The sequence below is a fragment of the Bradyrhizobium sp. MI1.7 genome, from assembly GCF_055811795.1.
Genome location: NZ_JBVVPO010000038.1, coordinates 19,241 through 40,053, shown reverse-complemented (window position 1 = coordinate 40,053; position 20,813 = coordinate 19,241). Strand labels below are relative to the sequence as shown.

The window sequence follows — 20,813 nt, the reverse complement described above, 5'->3', positions numbered from 1 at the left end:
CCGGCGATTGCCGGTGCGATGCGCGGTGGTTGTGGCGAAGTTTTTGAAGCGTCGGAGAGAATCGGCCGCACGGCGCAATCGTCGTGGCGGCCTATGTCCAGCAAGCTCTAATTCGTCGGTCCGACCGTGAACGGGCCGATCGCGATGACGTGGCAATCGCTGTCGCGCTTGGCGCAGTCGGCGAGCGCGGAGTTGACGGCGGTCTGCTCGTCCGCCGCCTTCAGGCCGAGGCCCGGCCGGCCCGCGGTTCCGACCGCGACCGCGTTCCAGCCCATGCCATCGGCGAGCTTGCGTACGACCTCGGCCCGCGCGTCGGCGGCGATCGAGGCGTTGGAAGCGGCATGGAAGAAGCCCGTGATCCTGAGCAGGGTCGGGATCGGCACGACGAAATTGTCATCGACCGCGACGATCAGACAAGCCATGCCGGCGATGGCGCCGCACGATTCCAGCGAACGCCGCGCCGAATCGTCGACGGATGACGCGCCCAGCACCATGAAATATTGACCGCCCGGGCCGAGCGCGATCGCGCGGGATTTCGCCGCCGGCACGAACATGTTCTCGAGCCGGACTTTTGCCGGATCCCGCACCATCGGAAAATCCTTCGGCGCGAAGGCCCGCTCGGTCATGGCGTCGTGGCGCACCCAGGGCTGCGGCGGCATCGGCGGCTTGCCGTGCGTGTAGACGACGTCGTTGCCGACCGCATAGAGCTCGCAGCGCCGCGGCGATTGCGCGGCATCGGCGCGCTTCTGGCACTGCTCGAGCGCCATGTTGCGCGCGGCTTCCTCGGTCGGCTGGTTCAACGCCGCGCCTGTGAAGCCGCCGATATTGAGCGCGAAGGCCTTGTAGTCGCCGGAGCCGGAATAGTCGCCGGCCAGGTAGTTGCGGATGCGCTCGTTGATGAAGGGCACGCTATCGGCGGCCAGCTTGCCCGATAGCGGCGCGGCGGATGGTGAGGGCGCGGGCATCGGCGCCATCGCAGCGCCGGCTGGGCTCATCGGAGCCATCGGCGTTTTTGCCATCTGGGTCGGCATCGGGCTCGGCGCCACGGCATCTGCCGCTGGCGCTGCGCTCGGCGTCGCGGCTGGCGCGACTGCGGCGGTGACCGTCTGCTTGAGCTTGGTGTTGTAGAGGAAGCCGGTGACAAGGATGGCGACGACCGAGACGACGGCGACCACCAGCGGCCACATCCACACCGGTGCCGCGGCCAGCTTGGAGGCGGGCTTCTTCAGTTTCGGCGTGGCGTAGGTGCCGTCCTCGCGCCGCATCGCCACCATGTAGGCGTGCACCGGCGTCGGGATGTTCTTGACCTCCTGCGCGCCGATGTCGGCGAACTGCACCGACAGCTTGTTGGCGACCTGCTCGTGCACGGCGCGGGAGACGCAGATGCCGCCGACCTCGGCGAGGCCTTCAAGCCGGGCGGCGATATTGACGCCGTCACCGAGCAGATCGCCGTTGCGCTCGACCACGTCGCCGATGGTGATGCCGATGCGGAACGACATCTGCCGGCTCGGCGGATAGGCCATGTTGCGGGTTCGCAGGGATTCCTGGATGTCGATCGCGCAGCGCACCGCATCGACCGCGCTCGGAAATTCCGCGAGCACGGCGTCGCCCGCCGTGTTGAAGATGCGTCCGTTGGCTTTCGCGATGAAGTCGTCGATGACCTCGCGGTAGGAGGCGAGACGCCGCAGCGTCTCCTCTTCGTCTTCCGCGACCAGTCTTGAGTAACCGGCAATATCGGCTGCGAAAATCGCTGCGATCTTGCGTTTCATCTGCTGCCAGCCCCGAAACAAATTCGCGGGCGCAGAATGCCGCTATCGGCGGCGCGGTGCAACAAAGTTTCAGCGCCCGCCACTTCCGTGACGAGCGCTGAACCTGTTCAGGAATTTTTAGCTTGAGCCCCGGAGCAGTGCACCGGGGCTTAGTGCATAGCCGTGCTACTGAGCTGCTGCTGGATGCTCTTGAAGTGGTCGAGCCGCTCGATGGCCTGATCGAGCTCGCCGCCTTCGTGCTCCTTCAGGCCGTCTTCCATCTCGGAGATGGTCGCGGCGAACTGGGCACGGTCGAGTTCGTCGAGCGACGTCGCGACGTCGGCGAGCACGGTGAGGCCCTTCTCGGAGACTTCGGCGATACCGCCGAGCACGATGATCTTCACGTGCCTGCCGCCCGTGGTCACGGTGAGGATGCCGGGCCGGATCGCAGCCACGACCGGCGCATGTCCCGCCAGCACGCCGAAGTCACCCTCGACGCCGGGGATATCGACCTGATCGACCTGACCCGAGAATGCGAGCTTTTCCGGCGAGACGAGATCGAAGTGGATGGTGGCCATTGGAAACCTGCGAATGGTGAGTAGCGAACGCGCGAGTGGCGAGCAGCGAATGGCGAATAGATTCTACTCGCCACTCCCTATTCGCTATTCGCCAGCTTAGGCGGCTTCCGCCGCCAGCTTCTTGCCCTTCTCGACTGCCTCTTCGATGGTGCCGACCATGTAGAAGGCGGCTTCCGGCAGGTGGTCATACTTGCCTTCGCAGAGGCCGCGGAAGCCCTTGATGGTGTCCGCGAGGTCGACGAACTTGCCGGGCGAGCCGGTGAAGATTTCGGCGACGTGGAACGGCTGCGACAGGAAGCGCTCGATCTTGCGGGCGCGGGCCACCGTCAGCTTGTCCTCTTCCGAAAGCTCGTCCATGCCGAGAATGGCGATGATGTCCTGGAGCGACTTGTAGCGCTGCAGCACCTGCTGGACCTGACGCGCGGTGTCGTAGTGCTCCTGACCGACGACGAGCGGCGAGAGCATGCGCGAGGTCGAGTCGAGCGGGTCCACCGCGGGGTAGATGCCCTTTTCCGAGATCGCGCGGTTCAACACCGTGGTCGCGTCCAGATGCGCGAACGAGGTCGCGGGCGCCGGGTCGGTCAAGTCGTCGGCCGGAACGTAGATGGCCTGCACCGAGGTGATCGAGCCCTTCTGCGTGGTGGTGATGCGCTCCTGGAGCGCGCCCATGTCGGTGGCGAGCGTCGGCTGATAACCCACCGCCGAAGGAATACGGCCGAGCAGCGCCGACACTTCCGAGCCGGCCTGGGTGAAGCGGAAGATGTTGTCGACGAAGAACAGCACGTCCTGCCCCTGGTCGCGGAAGTGCTCGGCGACGGTGAGACCCGTGAGGCCGACGCGGGCGCGGGCGCCCGGCGGCTCGTTCATCTGGCCGAACACCAGTGCGCACTTCGACTTCACGCTCGGATCCGGATTGTGCGGATCGGCGTTGACCTTGGACTCGATGAACTCGTGATAGAGGTCGTTGCCTTCGCGGGTACGCTCGCCGACGCCGGCGAACACCGAGTAACCACCGTGCGCCTTCGCGACGTTGTTGATCAGCTCCTGAATCAGCACGGTCTTGCCGACGCCGGCGCCGCCGAACAGGCCGATCTTGCCGCCCTTCGCATACGGAGCAAGAAGATCGACGACCTTGATGCCGGTGACGAGAATTTCAGCTTCGGTCGACTGGTCGGTGTAGCTCGGCGCTTCCTGGTGGATGGCGCGGAGACCTTCGGACTTGATCGGGCCGGCTTCGTCGATCGGCTCGCCGATCACGTTCATGATGCGGCCGAGCGTGCCGTCGCCCACCGGAACCGCGATCGGCTGGCCGGTGTCGGTCACTTCCTGGCCGCGCACCAGACCTTCGGTCACGTCCATCGCGATCGTGCGGACGGTGGACTCACCGAGATGCTGCGCAACTTCCAGCACGAGGCGGATGTTGCCGTTCCGGGTTTCCAGCGAATTGAGAATGGCGGGCAGGTGGCCCTCGAACTGCACGTCGACGACGGCGCCCATGACCTGGGTGACGCGACCGACCTGGTTAGCTGCTGTAGCCATGAATAGCTCTCCTTCGAAATTCTGGACTTGAACGACCGTCGTTTGGTTCGTGCGTCAGACCGCCTCGGCGCCGGAGATGATCTCGATCAGCTCCTTGGTGATCTGGGCTTGACGGGTTCGGTTGTAGATCTGGGTTTGCTTGCGGATCATTTCGCCGGCATTGCGGGTGGCGTTGTCCATCGAGCTCATCTGCGCGCCATAGAACGAAGCGTTGTTTTCCAGCAGCGCGCGGAAGATCTGCACCGCGATATTGCGCGGCAACAGGCCGGACAGCAGTTCGTCCTCCTCCGGCTCGTAATCGTAGGACGTCGTCGGCGCGTTCGCCGCCTTTTCCTCGACGACCAGCGGGATGATCTGCTGCGCGGTCGGGATCTGGGCGATCACCGACTTGAACTGCGCGTAGAACAGCGTGCAGACGTCGAACTCACCGTTGTCGAAACGGGCCAGCACCTTCTTGGCGATGTCCTCGGCGTTGACGAAGCCGAGCTGACGAACGCTACGCAGGTCGAGGTGCTCGACGATCTGCTTGTCGAACAGGCGGCGGAGCTGCTCATAGCCCTTGCGGCCGACACAGAAGAATTTCACTTCCTTGCCCTGCGCGATCAGCGCCTGGGCGCGCTCGCGGGCGAGGCGCACGATCGAGGAGTTGAAGGCGCCGGACAGACCGCGCTCGCCGGTGCAGACCAGCAGCAGGTGGACCTGGTCCCTGCCGGTGCCGGCCAGCAGCGCCGGCGCGCCGGGCGAACCCGCAGCGGCGCTGGCGATGTTGGAGATCACCGCACTCATCTTGTCGGCATAGGGCCGCGCCGCCTCGGCCGCTTGCTGGGCACGGCGCAACCTCGACGCCGCGACCATCTGCATCGCCTTGGTGATCTTCTGCGTCGCCTTGGTGGAGGCGATGCGGACGCGCATGTCTTTAAGTGACGCCATTCTTCGTCCCCGACGATCCGACCCTTTGGCCTGATCGCAAACCTATCCAGTCGTCATGCCCGGGCTCGCCCCGGGCATCCACGCGGTGCCTCACACGCCGTTAGACGTGGATGGCCGGGACAAGCCCGGCCATGACGGCATTTACGCGAAGCTCTTCGCGAAGCCTTCGACCACCGACTTCAGCTTGGCGGCGGTGTCGTCGGAGAGATCGCGGCTGTCGCGGATCGCGTTGAGGATCTCGGCGTTCTTGCCGCGCAGCAGCGACAGCAGACCGTCCTCGAACGCGCGCACCTTGTTGAGCGGGAGCGGATCGAGATAGCCGTTGGTGCCGGCCCAGATCACGCAGACCTGCTCTTCCATCTTCAGCGGCGCGAACTGCGGCTGCTTGAGCAGCTCGGTCAGGCGCGAACCGCGGTTGAGCAGGCGCTGGGTCGAGGCGTCGAGATCGGAGCCGAACTGCGCGAACGCCGCCATTTCGCGGTACTGCGCGAGCTCGCCCTTGATCTTGCCGGCGACCTTCTTGGTGGCCTTGGTCTGCGCGGACGAACCGACGCGCGACACCGACAGACCGACGTTCACCGCGGGACGGATGCCCTGGAAGAACAGGTCGGTTTCCAGGAAGATCTGGCCGTCGGTGATCGAGATGACGTTGGTCGGAATGTAGGCCGACACGTCGTTGGCCTGGGTTTCGATGACCGGCAGCGCCGTCAGCGAGCCCGAGCCCTGGTCCTTGTTCAGCTTCGCCGCGCGCTCGAGCAGGCGGGAGTGCAGATAGAACACGTCGCCCGGATAGGCTTCGCGGCCCGGCGGGCGGCGCAGCAGCAGCGACATCTGACGGTAGGCGACGGCCTGCTTGGACAGATCGTCATAGATGATGACGGCGTGCATGCCGTTATCGCGGAAGTACTCGCCCATGGTGCAGCCGGTGAACGGCGCGATGTACTGCATCGGAGCCGGATCCGAAGCGGTGGCGGCGACGATGATCGAGTATTCGAGCGCGCCCTGCTCTTCCAGCACCTTCACGAACTGGGCGACGGTCGAACGCTTCTGGCCGATCGCGACGTAGACGCAATACAGCTTGATGTTCTCGTCCGGCTGCGCGTTGAGCGGCTTCTGGTTCAGGATGGTGTCGAGCGCGATCGCGGTCTTGCCGGTCTGACGGTCGCCGATGATCAGCTCGCGCTGGCCACGGCCGATCGGGATCAGGGCGTCGATCGCCTTGAGGCCGGTCGCCATCGGCTCGCTCACCGACTTGCGCGGAATGATGCCGGGCGCCTTGACGTCGACGCGCATGCGCTTGTCGGCCTGGATCGGGCCCTTGCCGTCGATCGGGTTGCCGAGCGCGTCGACGACGCGGCCGAGCAGGCCCTTGCCGACCGGCGCGTCCACGATGGCGCGGGTGCGCTTGACGGTCTGGCCTTCCTTGATCTCGCGGTCGGCGCCGAAAATAACGATACCGACGTTGTCGGTTTCGAGGTTCAGCGCCATACCGCGGGTGCCGTTCTCGAACTCGACCATTTCGCCGGCCTGGACGTTGTCCAGACCATAGACGCGGGCAATACCGTCGCCGACGGACAGCACCTGTCCGACTTCGGAGACTTCAGCTTCCTGGCCGAAATTCTTGATCTGGTCCTTGAGGATCGCGGAAATTTCCGCGGCGCGGATGTCCATCAGCCTGCCTCTTTCATCGCGTGCTTGATCGAATTGAGTTTGGTGCGAAGCGAACTATCGATCATGCGGCTGCCAAGCTTGACCACGAGGCCACCGATGATCGAGGGATCGACCTTCACGTTGAGCGCGACGTCCTTGCCGGTCACCGACTTCAGGGCAACCTTGAGGGCGTCGAGATTCTTGTCCGAAAGCGCCTCCGCCACGGTGACGTCGGCCGTCGTCTCGCCCTTGAACCTGGCGACGAGGGCGCGATAGGCGCGAATGACGTCGGCCACCGCGAACAGGCGGCGGTTGGCGGTCAGGACTTTCAGGAAATTGGCGGAGATGCCGGCGATGCCCGCCTTGTCCAGAACGGCCGAGAGGGCCCTGGACTGGGTATCGGCCGCAAACACCGGGCTGCGGACGAGGCGCGTCAGATCGGCGCTTTCGCTCAGTAAGCCCTCGAATTTATCGAGATCGGCTTTGACCTCGTCGACCACATTCTGGTCGCGGGCCAGTTCAAACAAGGCCGTTGCATAACGGCCCGACACACCGGAAACGGACGTATCTTCTGCAGCCACAGACGCGCTCTTTTTGCTGTCAAACTCGCAAGGGAAAAACCGTCGCCACAAAGCGGCGCCAAGCGATCCAAGCCCTTGGAATTCAAGCGGGACTTCGATTTTCGGCCGACACGGGAGGTGCCGGGTCCGTTAAAATCGCGGCTTTGCTAACATAGCAGGCGCGCACGTGCAACATGACGCCAAATTAAAGGCACGACCTTCTGTCGCCAGTTCGTCGCAGCCGACGGCACCGCGGTAGCGGCCTGCCACGTCGCGGAATGACGCGCCCCCTCGGCGGCATCGCGGCCATTCGTTCCTGCCCTCAGCGCATAGCGGCCATGAACACGAATCGCTGAGGCGTGAGTCGGACGTGACGAGCGGCCTCCCCTGAATACTTTCCTAATTCTAAACATGAAGTATAATGACCTCGTTTTACAGTATTAGTGAGTAATAAAATAGTTAAAGAATTGTTAAAGCGAAAGATTCCAGAACATTGGCTGCAACATTGATGCCAATCACAGAATATTTCATGACGACACAGAATGGATTTACTGCCCAATTCACGCCTCATTAGGAATCGAAACGCGATCCCGCTCACAGACTTACGGGGGCTCCACTTGCCACATATGTGGCAATACTAGATTAGGGACCACTAAATGCTGTCTTTGAAGACGCTGGGCTCCGTGCCCCGGCCGCGCACGGCGATCGCTTTCGTTGCCGCCACTCTCCTCGTCGGTGGAACCGCCACCGAAGCTTCTGCCAAATCCCGGCATCACCACCGGTACTCTCACCATCATCACCGCCACCACGCCCAGAGCGATGCCAACACGACCTCCGATTGGCGCAACGCCAACGCGTCGATGACGCCGTCGTCGGGCACGGGCCGCAGCTTCTCCGGCATGGCCTCCTATTATGGCAACGAGTCCGGCAGCCGGACTGCGTCGGGCCAGCGCTTCAACCAGAATGCCATGACCGCGGCTCACCGTTCGCTGCCGTTCGGCACCAAGCTGCGCGTCACCCATGGCGGCTCGAGCGTCATCGTCACCATCAATGACCGTGGCCCGTTCATTCGCGGCCGTGTCCTCGACCTCTCCACGGGCGCTGCCCGCGCCATCGGCCTCACCGGCGCCGGCGTCGGCCGCGTCACCGCGGAAGTCGTCTCCTAAGGCGCCACCAGCGCCTCACCGACAAAGCGCAAATCTCGCCATCGTCCGCGGACGTGTGAGCGGCGAGACCAGTTCGGGCGAAACAAGCCCGCCGTCTTGGGGGACGGCGGGCTTTTTGTTTGCCCCGTCATTGCGAGGAGCGCAGCGACGAAGCAATCCAGACTGCCTCCGCGGAGAGATTCTGGATTGCTTCGCTGCGCTCGCAATGACGGGGATGGATCGCAGCCTTACAAAAAGCTCTGCGGGTCGACGTCGACCTCGAGCTTTTGGTTGCCCTTCGGCTTCGGACACACCGCCAGCCAGTTGCGCAAATAGTCCGACAGATCGAAACCGCGCGCCGATTTCACCAGGATGCGGAATCGGTAGCGGCCCTTGATCACGGCGAGCGGGGCCTCCGCCGGTCCCAGCACCACGACGCGCTCGTCGCGCGGTGCGAGCGCAACGAGGCGGCGGCCCAAACCTTCGGCGCTCGGACGGTCGCCTGCCGAAATGATCAGGCTCGCGAGCCGGCCGAACGGCGGATAGAGCGTGCGCTCGCGCAGATCGATCTCGCTGTCGTAGAAGGCCTCGCGGTCGCAGGCGATCAGCGCCTTCATCACGGGATGATCGGGCTGGTGGGTCTGGAGATAGCCGACGCCGCGGCCCTGCTCGCGCCCGGCGCGGCCGATCACCTGGTTGAGCAGCTGCCAGGTACGTTCCGACGCGCGCGGATCGCCGTTGGACAGGCCTAGATCCGCATCGACCACGCCGACGAGATTGAGCCGCGGAAAGTTGTGACCCTTGGCGACGAGCTGCGTGCCGATGATGATGTCGACGCGGCCCTCAGCGATCTCGGTAAGTTCGGAGCGCATCGTCTCGATCGAGGTGATCAGATCGCTCGACAGCACCATGGTACGCGCCTCGGGGAACAGCGCGGCCGCCTCTTCCTGCAAGCGTTCGACGCCCGGTCCGACCGCGACCAGCGATTCCTCCGCCGCGCAATGCGGGCAGGTCTGCGGACGCGGCATCGAGAAGCCGCAATGGTGACAGACCAGCCGCTGGCGAAAGCGGTGATCGACCAGCCAGGCATCGCAGATGGTGCAGGCGAAGCGATGGCCGCAGGCACGGCACAGCGTCAGCGGCGCATAGCCGCGGCGATTGAGGAACAGCAGCGCCTGCTCGCGCTTTTCGATCGCTTTTCTGATCTCACCGGCCAGCCGCGGCGAGATATAGCGGCCGCGCGCGGGCGGCTCGCGGCGCATGTCGATCGCCTCGATATGCGGCATGTGCTGGCCGCCGAAGCGCGAGGGCAGCGCAATGCGCTGATAGCGGTTCTTGCGCGCATTGACCTCGGATTCGACCGACGGCGTGGCGGAGGCCAGCACGATCGGGATCTTTGCGATATGCGCGCGCACCACCGCCATGTCACGGGCGTGATAATGCACGCCCTCGTCCTGCTTGTAGGCCTGGTCGTGCTCTTCATCGACCACGATGAGGCCGAGATTGGCGTACGGCAGAAACAACGCCGAGCGCGCGCCGACCACGACCGGCGCACTGCCGTCGGAGATCGCGGCCCAGTTGCGTGCGCGGGTGCGCGGCGTCAGCTCGGAGTGCCATTCGATCGGCCGCACGCCAAAACGCTGCGCGAAGCGGTCGAGGAACTGGCCGGTCAGCGCGATCTCCGGCATCAGGATCAGAGTCTGCTTGCCGCGGCGGATGGTCTCTGCAATCGCCTCGAAATAGACCTCGGTTTTGCCCGAGCCGGTGACGCCGTCGAGCAGCGCAACGTGAAACGTGCCGTTGGCCGCGAGCGCGCGCATCGCATCCACCCCGGCGCGCTGGAGCGGTGAAAAATCCGGCTGGCCAAAATCCGGATCGGGTGCCGGCGGCCGCGGAGGCGGCGGCATCGGCTCGACCGTGAGCGTGCCTTCGTCGACGAGGCCGTCGATCACGCCGGCCGAGACCCCTGCTTCCTTGGCGGCCTCGGACTTGCCGTGCAGCAGGCGATCCGACAGCAGCTCGATCACGCGCTGCCGCGCCGGCGTCAGCCGCCGCGGCGGATCGCCGACAAGGCGCACACCGGCGCGCACCCGCTCCGGGCCGAGATTCTCGCCCATGCGCAGGCACATCCGCAGCACCATGCCGCGCGGGCTCAGCGTGTAATTGGCGACCCAATCCACGACCGAGCGCAGCTCAGGCTTCAGCGGAGGAAGATCGAGCTTTTCGCTGACCTCCTTGAGGCGATTGTGCAGGCGCGGGTCGGGATTGGCGTTCTCCGCCCAGACCACGGCCAGCACCTCGCGGGGCCCGAGCGGCACGCCGACGAGATCGCCCGCCTTCAGCTCCATCCCGCGCGGCACCTTGTAGGAATAGGTCTGGTCGAGCGCGACCGGCACCAGCACGTCGACCATGCGGGTCGCGTTGGCGGGGGTGATCGTGCTGCGCGACGAATGATCCATCAAAGGTCTTTGGAGGGAGAATCGGAACCTTGGGGCCTTGAAGCTAACGCCCCCGGGCGGCCTTAGCTAAGAGTAAACGGGTGTGATGCGATATACTGAGTGGAATCATTACGTCCAGAGCGCATGAGCAAAGCCGCGGCCCCATTAATCGAGCTCGCCAGCGCCGATCCCTCGATCGCGCAGGAGATGACGCGCTGGCTGTCGCATCTCGGCGCCGAGCGGCGGCTGTCGCCGAAGACGCTGGAGGCCTATGGCCGCGACCTGCGGCAATGCCTGGACTTCCTTTGCGCCCATTGGGGCGAGCGCGTGACGCTGGCGCGCTTTGCCGCGCTGGAAGCCACCGACATCCGCGCCTTCATGGCGATGCGCCGCGCCGACGACATTGCCGGCCGCTCGCTGATGCGCGCGCTGGCGGGCCTGCGCTCGTTCGGCCGTTTCCTCGAACGCGAAGGCAAGGGCAAGGTCGGCGCACTCTCGGCTATCCGCGCGCCCAAGGTGGCCAAGACTTTGCCGAAGCCGCTGCCGATGGCATCCGCAAAACGTCTCGCCGACGCCGACGAGCGCGCCGGCGAGGAACGCGAGACGTGGGTTCTGGCCCGCGACGCCGCGGTGATGGCGCTGTTGTATGGCTCGGGCCTGCGCATCTCCGAAGCGTTGGGGTTGAAGCGCCGCGAGGTGCCGCGTCCCGGCGAAGGCGACGTGCTGATCGTGACAGGCAAAGGCAACAAGACCCGCATGGTGCCGGTGCTGCAGAACGTGCTCGCGCTCGTGCAGGAATACGTTGCGATGTGCCCCTATCCGCTGCCGGCGGAAGGCCCGATCTTCCTCGGCGCGCGCGGCGGCCCGCTCAGTCCGCGCATCATCCAGCTCGCGATGGAGCGGCTGCGCGGCGCGCTCGGCCTGCCCGACAGCGCGACGCCGCATGCGCTGCGACACTCCTTCGCCACGCATCTGCTGTCGCGTGGCGGCGATCTGCGCGCGATCCAGGAATTGCTCGGCCATTCGTCGCTCTCGACCACGCAGATCTATACCGGCATCGATTCGGAGCGGCTGCTCGAAGTCTATGCGAGCGCCCATCCGCGGCGATGAACCTGACATGAAGCTGTCATAGCGCGCGTGCCTCTTGCGCGGCGCCCGCGGTTCGGTCAATCGTGGGGAACCGCGACTGGAGGGAATCATGAGCGCACACGAAAGCATGGAGCATGCCGAACACGCCGAGCACGCGTCCGGATCGAACAAGAAGATCGCTCTTCTGATCGCCGTGCTGGCGCTGTTCCTGGCGATCTCCGAGACGCTCGGCAAGGGCGCCCAGACTGAATCGATCAGCAAGAACGTCGAGTCCGCCAATCTCTGGGCGTTCTTCCAGGCCAAGACCATCCGCCGCACCGTGGTGCTGACCGCATCCGAGCAGGGCAAGCTCACGCTCGCCGCCGCCGACGAGGCTCAGAAGCCGGCGGTGCAGAAGCAGGTCGACGACTGGACCAAGACCGCGCAGCGCTATCGCTCAGAGCCCGAGACCGGCGAAGGCACCGAGCAGCTCGCCGAGAAGGCCAAGCACGCCGAGCACGAGCGCGACGAGGCGACCGCGAAATATCATCACTTCGAGCTGGCCTCCGCCGCCTTCCAGATCGGCATCGTTCTGGCCTCGGCCACCATCATCACCGGCATGATCGCGCTCGCCTATGTCGCCGGCGTCCTGACCCTGGCCGGCCTCCTCATGACCGCGCTCGGCCTGTGGTGGCCGCATCTGGTGCATTTGCATTAGCGGCGTTGAGGCGCGCGCAGCCGTCACATCTTGGGTGTCATGCCCCGCGAAAGCGGGGCATCCAGTACGCCGCAGCTTCTCGGTTCTAGCCTTACCGTCGCTGGAATACTGGATTGCCCGCCTTCGCGGGCTATGACACCGAGTATGTGACGATGACAGTGTGTATGTCGCGAGCAGCTAGCGCGCCTGGTGCACGCTCTTGCGAAAGCGCTGGATCAGGCGGAGCGTACGGGCGGACCAGCCTTCGCCGTTGCCGGCGATCAGCTCGCGGATGCGCTGCTTGATCGGGTCGACCAGCTCGGCGGCCTTGGCGCGCAGCTTCATCACGAGATCGTAGAGCCGCTCGAACCAGTGCATCTCCATCAGCTTGTCGCGCGTCACGTCGAACACGAAGGCGGTGACGCCGACGCCGAGCAGCTTTGCGAACAGAAACGTGGATACGCCGCTCAGCCAGTATTCATGCGTGAGCAGATACAGGCCCATCAGCTTGAGCGGAAACAGCGGGATGATCGGCACCGCGAACACGATCAGTGTCATGGCCGGCGGCAGCGCATCGACGCGCTCCGTCAGCCATTGCTTGAAGCGTGCGAGCGGGATGGCTGCGACAACCCGCGCGACGATCGGCTCGAGATGGTCCCACAGCCAGGCTTCGATCAGGAAGATGATCGCCAGCAGGACCCAGACCGGTTGAAGTAGGCGGCGCAGCATGTGTTTCCCGCCCGATTCGACGCTAGGCGCGTCGCCTACATATGGATGGCCCGCTTGCCCACCGCAAGCGCGGCTTCCTTGATGGCCTCTGAACGGGTCGGATGCGCGTGGCAGGTGCGCGCAAGATCTTCCGCGCTGCCGCCAAACTCCATGAGAACGCAGGCCTCATGGATCATTTCGCCGGCTTCACGGCCGATAATGTGCACGCCGAGCACGCGATCGGTCTTCGCATCTGCGAGAATCTTCACGAAGCCGTCGGTGGTCTGGTTGACCTTGGAGCGGCCGTTGGCGGTAAAGGGAAACTTCCCAACGGTATACGCTTGACCCGCCTGCTTCAGCTCCTCCTCGGTCTTGCCGACGGAGGACACTTCTGGCGTGGTATACACGACGCCTGGGATAACGTCGTAGTTCACGTGGCCGGCCTGCCCTGCGATGATCTCCGCAACGGCTACGCCTTCATCCTCGGCCTTGTGCGCGAGCATCGGGCCCGCGACGACGTCGCCGATGGCATAGACGCCCTTCACGCTGGTCGCGAAATGCGGATCGATCTGCACGCGGCCGCGATTGTCCAGCGCCACGCCGGCTTCCTTCAGGCCGAGCCCATCCGTGTACGGCACGCGACCGATGCAGACGAGAACGACGTCGGCTTCCAGCGTCTCGGCAGCGCCGCCGGCCGCAGGCTCGATGGTCGCCTTCAGCGACTTGCCGGAGGTGTCGACGGCGGTGACCTTGGCGCCGAGCTTGAATGCAAAGCCCTGCTTCTCCAGGATGCGCTGGAATTGCTTGGCGATCTCGCCATCCATGCCGGGCAGGATGCGATCGAGGAATTCGACGACGACGACTTCAGCGCCGAGCCGCTTCCACACCGAGCCGAGTTCGAGGCCGATCACGCCGGCGCCGACGATCAAGAGCTTGCCGGGGACCTTGTCCAGCGACAGCGCGCCGGTGGACGACACGATGCGCTTCTCGTCGATCTCGATGCCCTTGAGGCGCGCGATGTCGGAGCCGGTCGCGATGACGATGTTCTTGGTCTCGACCACTTGCGACTTGCCGTCGGCGGACACTTCCACCTTGCCGGTGCCCAGGATCTTGCCGGTGCCCTTGAGCACGTCGATCTTGTTCTTCTTCATCAGGAACTCGACACCCTTGACGTTGCCGTCGATGCCCTGCTGCTTGAAGTTCATCATCGCCGGAAGCTCGAGCTTCGGCGCGGAAACGGAAACGCCCATCTTGGCGAAGGAGTGCGCGGCTTCCTCGAACATTTCGGACGCGTGCAGCAGCGCCTTCGACGGCATGCAGCCGACGTTCAGGCAGGTGCCGCCGAGCGTGGCGTCCTTTTCGACCACGGCGACTTTCATGCCGAGCTGGGCCGCGCGCACCGCGCAGACATAACCGCCAGGTCCGGTGCCGATGACGACGAGATCGTAGGTAGCCATGAGAGAAAGTCCCGTAAGTTTAGCGTGATGAGGATGTGTCAGCGTCCGCCGGACACATCGAGAATGGCCGAGGTGACGTAGGAGGCTTCGTCCGACATCAGCCAGACGATGGCGTTGGCGATTTCGTCGGCGGTACCGACGCGCTTCATCGGCACCATATGGGCCAGACGATGGGCGCGATCGGGCTCGCCGCCGGCGGCGTGGATTTCGGTGTCGATCAGGCCGGGGCGGATGCCCGCGACACGAATGCCTTCGCCTGCGACCTCATAGCCGAGACCGACGGTGAAGGAATCGATCGCGCCCTTGGACGCGGCATAGTCGACATAGGTATTCGGCGCACCAAGTCTGGCAGCGACCGATGACAGATTGACGATGACGCCGCCCTGGCCGCCGTGCTTGGTCGACATCCGCTTCACCGCTTCGCGCGCGCAGAGGATGGAGCCGGTGACGTTGACGGCCATCACGCGCCGGATGCGCTCCGCCGACATCTCGTCGACGCGCACGCCGCTCTGGCCGACGATGCCGCCATTGTTGACGAGTGCACCGAGCGTGCCGAACTTGTCGGCAGCCTTGAACAGCTCGATGATGTCGCTTTCCTCGGCGACATCGCATTTCACCGCGATGGCCTTGCCGTTGCTGGCCGCGATCTGGGCGACCACCTCGTCAGCAGCCGTTTTGTTGCTGGCGTAGCCGACGACGACACGGAAGCCGCGCGCGGCCGCCGCAATCGCGGTCGCCCGCCCGATGCCGCGGCTGCCGCCGGTGATGACAACGACTTTATCCGTCACGCGCGCCTCCATGGTTCGACCCGCGCCGTCGCACGATTAAGGCGACGGCGCTCGCAGAGCTTCAGGGATCAGAGATCGAGCACCAGGCGCGCCGGATCTTCCAGGCTCTCCTTGACGCGGACCAGGAAGGTGACGGCTTCCTTACCGTCGATGACGCGGTGATCGTAGGACAGTGCCAGGTACATCATCGGGCGGACCTCGATCTTGCCGGCGACGACCATCGGCCGCTCCTGGATCTTGTGCATGCCGAGGATGCCGGACTGCGGCGCGTTCAGGATCGGGGTCGACATCAGCGAGCCGTAGATGCCGCCATTGGTGATGGTGAAGGTGCCGCCCTGCATCTCGTCGATCTTGAGCTGGCCGTCACGGGCGCGACGACCGAAATCGGCGATGCCCTTCTCGATGTCGGCGATCGACTTGTTGTCGCAGTCGCGCACGACGGGCACGACCAGACCCTTGTCGGTGCCGACGGCGACGCCGATGTGGTAATAGTTCTTGTAGATCAGATCGGTGCCGTCGATCTCGGCGTTGACGGCCGGGATGTCCTTCAGCGCCTGCACGACGGCCTTGGTGAAGAAGCCCATGAAGCCGAGCTTCGAGCCGTGCTTCTTCTCGAAGGCATCCTTGTAGTGGGCACGCAGCGCCATCACGTTGGTCATGTCGACCTCGTTGAAGGTCGTGAGCATGGCCGCAGTGTTCTGCACGTCCTTGAGGCGGCGCGCGATGGTCTGGCGCAGGCGGGTCATCTTGACGCGCTCTTCGCGGGCGGCGTCATCGGCGGGCGATGGCGCGCGGACCTGGACGGCGGCGGCGGGCTGGTTGACCGGGGTCGGCGCGGAGGCCGCACGCTCGATCGCGGCGAGCATGTCGCCCTTGGTGACGCGGCCATCCTTGCCGGAGCCCGGAACGGTCGAAGCGTCGATGCCGGTCTCGGCGGAGAGCTTGCGGACGGACGGGGCGAGCGGCGCATCGGCCGGCGGCGCCTTCGCGGCCGGAGCCGGCGCAGGAGCAGCAGCCACGGCGGCCGGAGCGGCGGCGGCGGGCTTCGCGGGAGCAGCGGCGGGCTTCGCAGCACCGGCACCGTCGGTGATCTGGCCGAGCAGCGCACCGACCGCAACGGTCGCGCCATCGGCAGCGACGATCTCGCTCAGCGTGCCGGCGGAGGGCGCCGGGACCTCGATGGTTACCTTGTCGGTCTCGAGCTCCACCAAGGGCTCGTCGACGGCGACGGGATCGCCGGCCTTCTTGAACCAGCGGCCGATGGTGGCCTCGGTGACGGATTCGCCGAGCGTCGGCACACGAATTTCAGTCATGGTCTTTTCCTTAAGGGATCGCCGGTGCGGTCAAAAATCGGTTGTCATCGGCCCGCGAAAGGCAAGCCATCCAGCAAGCCGGACGTTCGTATTCTGCACGGACGTCGCGGCGTACTGGTGCCCCGCTCCAGTGCGCGATTGCGCACGAGGCGGGGCATGACGCAGTTCAGAAAGATCAGCTCAGTGCTTCGTCCAGGAACGCCTTCAACTGCGCCTGATGCTTGGACATCAGACCAGTGGCGGTCGCGGCGGAAGCGGCGCGGCCGACATAACGCGGACGCCGGCTCACACCGTGCACCTGGTTCAGCACCCATTCCAGATAGGGCTCGATGAAGTGCCAGGCGCCCATGTTGCGGGGCTCTTCCTGGCACCACACCACTTCAGCCTTCTTGAAGCGCGACAGCTCGGCCACCAGCGCCTTCAGCGGCACCGGATAAAGCTGCTCGACGCGCATCAGGTAGATGTCGTCGATGCCGCGCTTCTCGCGCTCCTCGTAGAGGTCGTAATAGACCTTGCCGGAGCAGAGCACGATGCGGCGGACCTTCTCGTCAGGGACGAGCTTGATCGCCTCGTTCGGCAGCATCTGGGCGTCATCATAGAGGATGCGGTGGAAGGTCGTCCCCTTCGCGAGCTCCTCGAGGCGCGACACCGCCCGCTTGTGGCGCAGCAGCGACTTCGGCGTCATCAGGATCAGCGGCTTGCGGATCTCGCGATGAAGCTGGCGGCGCAGCACGTGGAAGTAGTTCGCCGGCGTGGTCGGGTAGACCACCTGCATGTTGTCTTCGGCGCACATCTGCAGATAACGCTCCAGACGCGCCGAGGAGTGCTCCGGCCCCTGGCCCTCATAGCCGTGCGGCAAGAGGCAGACGAGGCCGGACATGCGCAGCCATTTGCGCTCGCCCGAGGAGATGAACTGGTCGAACACGACCTGCGCACCGTTGGCGAAGTCGCCGAACTGGGCTTCCCACAGGGTCAGCGTGTTCGGCTCGGCGAGCGAGTAGCCGTATTCGAAGCCGAGCACGGCTTCTTCCGACAGCAGCGAGTTGATGACCTCGTAATGGCCCTGCTCGTGGCCGAGATGGTTGAACGGCGTGTAGCGGCTCTCGTCTTCCTGGTCGATCAGGACCGAATGGCGCTGCGAGAAGGTGCCGCGCTCGGAATCCTGGCCCGACAGGCGGACATGGTGGTTCTCGTTGAGCAGCGTGCAGAACGCCAGTGCTTCACCGGTCGCCCAATCGATGCCGGCGCCGGTGTCGATTGCCTTGGCGCGGTTGTCGAGGAAGCGCTGGATGGTGCGGTGAACGCGGAAGCCATCCGGCACCTTGGTGATCTTGCGGCCGATTTCCTTCAGCTCGGCGGTGTCGACGCCGGTGACGCCGCGGCGCGCATCCTCCTCCTGGTCGGCGATCTTGAAGCCGGACCACTTGCCGTCGAGCCAGTCGGCCTTGTTCGGCTTGTAGGAGGTGCCGGCCTCGAACTCGGCGTCGAGCCGCGCGCGCCAGTCGGCCTTGGCCTTGTCGACCTCGCCCTCGGTCATCACGCCTTCGCTGATCAGGCGGCGGGCGTAGAGCTCGAGCGTCGACGGATGCGCCGCGATCCTCTTGTACATCACCGGCTGGGTGAAAGCCGGCTCGTCGCCCTCGTTATGGCCATGCCTGCGGTAGCAGAACATGTCGATGACGACGGGCTTGTGGAATTTCTGCCGGAATTCGGTCGCGACCTTGGCCGCGAAAACCACTGCTTCCGGATCGTCACCGTTCACATGGAAGATCGGCGCGTCGATCATCTTCGCCACGTCAGACGGATAGGGCGAGGAGCGCGAGTAGCGCGGATAGGTGGTGAAGCCGATCTGGTTATTGACGATGAAGTGCACGGAGCCGCCGGTGCGGTAGCCCTTCAGGTCAGACAGGCCGAAGCATTCCGCGACCACGCCCTGGCCGGCGAACGCCGCGTCGCCATGCATCAGCAGCGGCATCACCGAGATGCGCTGGTCCGGCGGATCGCCGTGCTGGTCCTGCTTGGCGCGGACCTTGCCGAGCACCACGGGATCGACGATCTCGAGATGCGAGGGGTTGGCGGTCAGCGACAGATGGATGCGGTTGCCGTCGAACTCGCGGTCCGAGGAGGCGCCGAGGTGATATTTGACGTCGCCGGAGCCTTCGACCGCATCGGGGTTGGCCGAGCCGCCCTTGAATTCATGGAACAGGGCGCGGTGCGCCTTGCCCATCACCTGCGTCAGCACGTTGAGGCGGCCGCGATGCGGCATGCCGAGCACGACTTCCTTCACGCCGAGATTGCCACCGCGCTTGATGATCTGCTCGAGCGCAGGAATCAGCGATTCGCCGCCGTCGAGGCCGAAGCGCTTGGTGCCGGTGAACTTGGTGTCGCAGAACTTCTCAAAACCTTCGGCTTCGACCAGCTTCGTCAGGATCGCGCGCCGGCCTTCGCGGGTGAACGAGATTTCCTTGTCCGGGCCCTCGATGCGCTCCTGGATCCACGCCTTCTGCGCGGCGTTGCTGATGTGCATGAACTCGACGCCGAGCGTCTGGCAGTAGGTGCGCTCGCAGATCGCGGTGATCTCGCGCAGCGTGGCGTATTCGAGACCGAGCACGTGATCGAGGAAGATCTTGCGGTCGAAATCGGCTTCGCTGAAGCCGTAGGTGCGCGGGTCGAGCTCTTCGCGGTTGCGCGGGGCTTCGATGCCGAGCGGATCAAGCTTGGCGTGGAAGTGGCCGCGCATGCGGTAGGAGCGGATCAGCATCAGCGCGCGGACGGAGTCGCGCGTGGCCTGCAGCAGGTCGGCGGACGAGAAATCAGCGCCCTTGTTGCCCGCCTGGGCCTGCGCCTTGGCGGCGATCTTGGCACCGACCGCCTTCTCGACCTGGGCCCAGTTACCGTCGAGGGCGGAGGTGAGGTCGTCCTGCGGGGTCAGCGGCCAGTTGGCGCGCTCCCAGGACGGGCCTTCGGCGTTCTTGCTGATATCGCCGGGCTGGTCGTTGAGGCTCTTGAAGAACTCCTGCCACTCGGCGTCGACCGAGGACGGGTCCTTCTCGTAGCGGGCGTAGATTTCGTCGATGTAGGTGGCGTTGGTGCCCTGCAAAAAGGAAGAGAGGGCAAAGGCTGCGTTCGCGTCTTGGCGAGACATGCTTGAGTTCCTGGCGATTTCGGTTCGCGCATAACAAACGGCGCTGGCGCTGGGCTCCCCGGCAGAGGCCCAGCGCGACAGGCACCATTTATCCTATTTGCTACGAAACTTCGCCCGGAAAAGTACGAAGAAGTGAACTAGCCTTTCAACTTTTCGGCAAGCGTGTGGCCGAGGCGGGCGGGAGACGGAGACACTGTAATCCCAGCCGATTTCATCGCATCGGTCTTGGAACCCGCGTCGCCCTTGCCGCCGGAGATGATCGCGCCGGCATGGCCCATGCGGCGGCCGGGAGGCGCGGTGACACCGGCAATGAAACCGACCATCGGCTTCTTGCGGCCGCGCTTGGCCTCGTCCTTGAGGAACTGGGCGGCGTCCTCCTCGGCGGAACCGCCGATCTCGCCGATCATGATGATCGATTCGGTCTTGGGGTCGGCGAGCAGCATTTCCAGCACGTCGATGAACTCGGTGCCCTTGACCGGGTCGCCGCCGATGCCGACCGCGGTGGTCTGGCCGAGGCCTTCCTGCGAGGTCTGGAACACGGCTTCATAGGTCAGCGTGCCGGAGCGGGAGACGATGCCGACGCTGCCGGTCTTGAAGATGTTGGCGGGCATGATGCCGATCTTGCACTCGCCGGCGGTCATGACGCCCGGGCAGTTCGGCCCGATCAGGCGCGACTTGGAACCGGCCAGCGAGCGCTTCACGCGCACCATGTCGATAACAGGAATGCCCTCGGTGATGCAGACGATCAGCGGGATCTCCGCGTCGATGGCTTCGCAGATCGCATCGGCCGCGCCCGGCGGCGGCACGTAGATCACCGACGCATCGGCACCGGTCTTCTCACGCGCCTCGCGCACCGTGTCGAACACCGGCAGGCCCAGATGGGTGGCGCCGCCTTTGCCCGGCGAGGTGCCGCCGACCATCTTGGTGCCGTAGGCAAGCGCGGCCTCCGAGTGGAAGGTGCCGTTCTTGCCGGTAAAGCCCTGGCAGATGACCTTGGTGTTCTTGTCGATCAGGATGGACATGAGGTCTGCTTTCGCGAACTAACGAGT

At 65.0% G+C, this 20,813-nt stretch carries 16 protein-coding genes; 3 read left to right on the top strand and 13 right to left on the bottom strand.

Features of this window, described 5'->3' with window-relative positions; all coding sequences use genetic code 11:
• Window positions 1–107 precede the first annotated feature (107 nt).
• The 6 genes from AC0L3X_RS28900 to AC0L3X_RS28875 form a co-directional block, all read right to left on the bottom strand.
• A complete protein-coding gene (locus AC0L3X_RS28900; protein WP_354132397.1) occupies window positions 108–1,769 on the bottom strand; it encodes an adenylate/guanylate cyclase domain-containing protein in 1,662 nt (553 codons plus the stop codon).
• 149 nt (window positions 1,770–1,918) lie between these two features.
• On the bottom strand, window positions 1,919–2,326 hold the full coding sequence (locus AC0L3X_RS28895; RefSeq protein WP_247306819.1) for a F0F1 ATP synthase subunit epsilon: 408 nt from the start codon (window positions 2,324–2,326) through the stop codon (window positions 1,919–1,921).
• Between the two features lie 96 nt (window positions 2,327–2,422).
• Window positions 2,423–3,865 carry a F0F1 ATP synthase subunit beta gene (gene atpD, locus AC0L3X_RS28890; RefSeq protein WP_063980424.1) on the bottom strand — a complete coding sequence of 481 codons (1,443 nt, stop codon included), beginning with the start codon at window positions 3,863–3,865 and terminating at the stop codon, window positions 2,423–2,425.
• Window positions 3,866–3,919: 54 nt separating this feature from the next.
• Window positions 3,920–4,795 (bottom strand): F0F1 ATP synthase subunit gamma, encoded by an 876-nt coding sequence (locus AC0L3X_RS28885; RefSeq protein WP_063980423.1) that lies wholly within the window; start codon window positions 4,793–4,795, stop codon window positions 3,920–3,922.
• Between the two features lie 141 nt (window positions 4,796–4,936).
• On the bottom strand, window positions 4,937–6,466 hold the full coding sequence (atpA, locus tag AC0L3X_RS28880) for a F0F1 ATP synthase subunit alpha (protein ID WP_063980422.1): 1,530 nt from the start codon (window positions 6,464–6,466) through the stop codon (window positions 4,937–4,939).
• Window positions 6,466–7,026 (bottom strand): F0F1 ATP synthase subunit delta, encoded by a 561-nt coding sequence (locus AC0L3X_RS28875; RefSeq protein ID WP_063980421.1) that lies wholly within the window; start codon window positions 7,024–7,026, stop codon window positions 6,466–6,468. Before AC0L3X_RS28875 ends, atpA begins: the two co-directional genes overlap by 1 nt.
• A 635-nt stretch (window positions 7,027–7,661) precedes the next feature.
• Here AC0L3X_RS28875 and AC0L3X_RS28870 point away from each other — a divergent pair.
• Window positions 7,662–8,171, top strand: a complete 510-nt coding sequence (locus AC0L3X_RS28870) for a septal ring lytic transglycosylase RlpA family protein (protein ID WP_028150468.1) — start codon at window positions 7,662–7,664, stop codon at window positions 8,169–8,171.
• A gap of 227 nt (window positions 8,172–8,398) precedes the next feature.
• On the opposite strand, the gene AC0L3X_RS28865 is transcribed toward AC0L3X_RS28870, so the two are convergent.
• Complete coding sequence (locus tag AC0L3X_RS28865; protein ID WP_354132396.1) at window positions 8,399–10,609, bottom strand: primosomal protein N'; 2,211 nt, start codon at window positions 10,607–10,609, stop codon at window positions 8,399–8,401.
• 123 nt (window positions 10,610–10,732) lie between these two features.
• On the opposite strand from AC0L3X_RS28865, the gene AC0L3X_RS28860 reads away from it, so the two are divergent.
• Both AC0L3X_RS28860 and AC0L3X_RS28855 read left to right on the top strand, forming a co-directional pair.
• Complete coding sequence (locus AC0L3X_RS28860) at window positions 10,733–11,698, top strand: tyrosine recombinase XerC (protein WP_354132395.1); 966 nt, start codon at window positions 10,733–10,735, stop codon at window positions 11,696–11,698.
• A gap of 88 nt (window positions 11,699–11,786) precedes the next feature.
• Window positions 11,787–12,374 carry a DUF4337 domain-containing protein gene (locus tag AC0L3X_RS28855; RefSeq protein WP_063980418.1) on the top strand — a complete coding sequence of 196 codons (588 nt, stop codon included), beginning with the start codon at window positions 11,787–11,789 and terminating at the stop codon, window positions 12,372–12,374.
• Between the two features lie 177 nt (window positions 12,375–12,551).
• Here the strand turns inward: AC0L3X_RS28855 and AC0L3X_RS28850 are convergent, their stop codons facing one another.
• The 6 genes from AC0L3X_RS28850 to sucD form a co-directional block, all read right to left on the bottom strand.
• Window positions 12,552–13,082, bottom strand: coding sequence for a hypothetical protein (locus AC0L3X_RS28850; RefSeq protein ID WP_063980417.1), 531 nt, complete (start codon window positions 13,080–13,082; stop codon window positions 12,552–12,554).
• A 35-nt stretch (window positions 13,083–13,117) separates the two neighbouring features.
• Window positions 13,118–14,518, bottom strand: coding sequence for a dihydrolipoyl dehydrogenase (gene lpdA / locus AC0L3X_RS28845; RefSeq protein WP_063980416.1), 1,401 nt, complete (start codon window positions 14,516–14,518; stop codon window positions 13,118–13,120).
• Window positions 14,519–14,556: 38 nt separating this feature from the next.
• The gene (locus tag AC0L3X_RS28840) at window positions 14,557–15,318 is read right to left on the bottom strand and encodes an SDR family oxidoreductase (RefSeq protein ID WP_094183824.1); all 762 of its coding nucleotides are present in this window, start codon (window positions 15,316–15,318) and stop codon (window positions 14,557–14,559) included.
• Between the two features lie 56 nt (window positions 15,319–15,374).
• Complete coding sequence (gene odhB, locus AC0L3X_RS28835; RefSeq protein ID WP_014490618.1) at window positions 15,375–16,619, bottom strand: 2-oxoglutarate dehydrogenase complex dihydrolipoyllysine-residue succinyltransferase; 1,245 nt, start codon at window positions 16,617–16,619, stop codon at window positions 15,375–15,377.
• A 175-nt stretch (window positions 16,620–16,794) separates the two neighbouring features.
• A complete protein-coding gene (locus AC0L3X_RS28830; RefSeq protein ID WP_063980415.1) occupies window positions 16,795–19,764 on the bottom strand; it encodes a 2-oxoglutarate dehydrogenase E1 component in 2,970 nt (989 codons plus the stop codon).
• 137 nt (window positions 19,765–19,901) lie between these two features.
• Entirely contained in the window at window positions 19,902–20,786 is an 885-nt protein-coding gene (sucD, locus tag AC0L3X_RS28825) for a succinate--CoA ligase subunit alpha (RefSeq protein ID WP_025575976.1), read from the bottom strand.
• Between the last annotated feature and the right edge of the window lie 27 nt (window positions 20,787–20,813).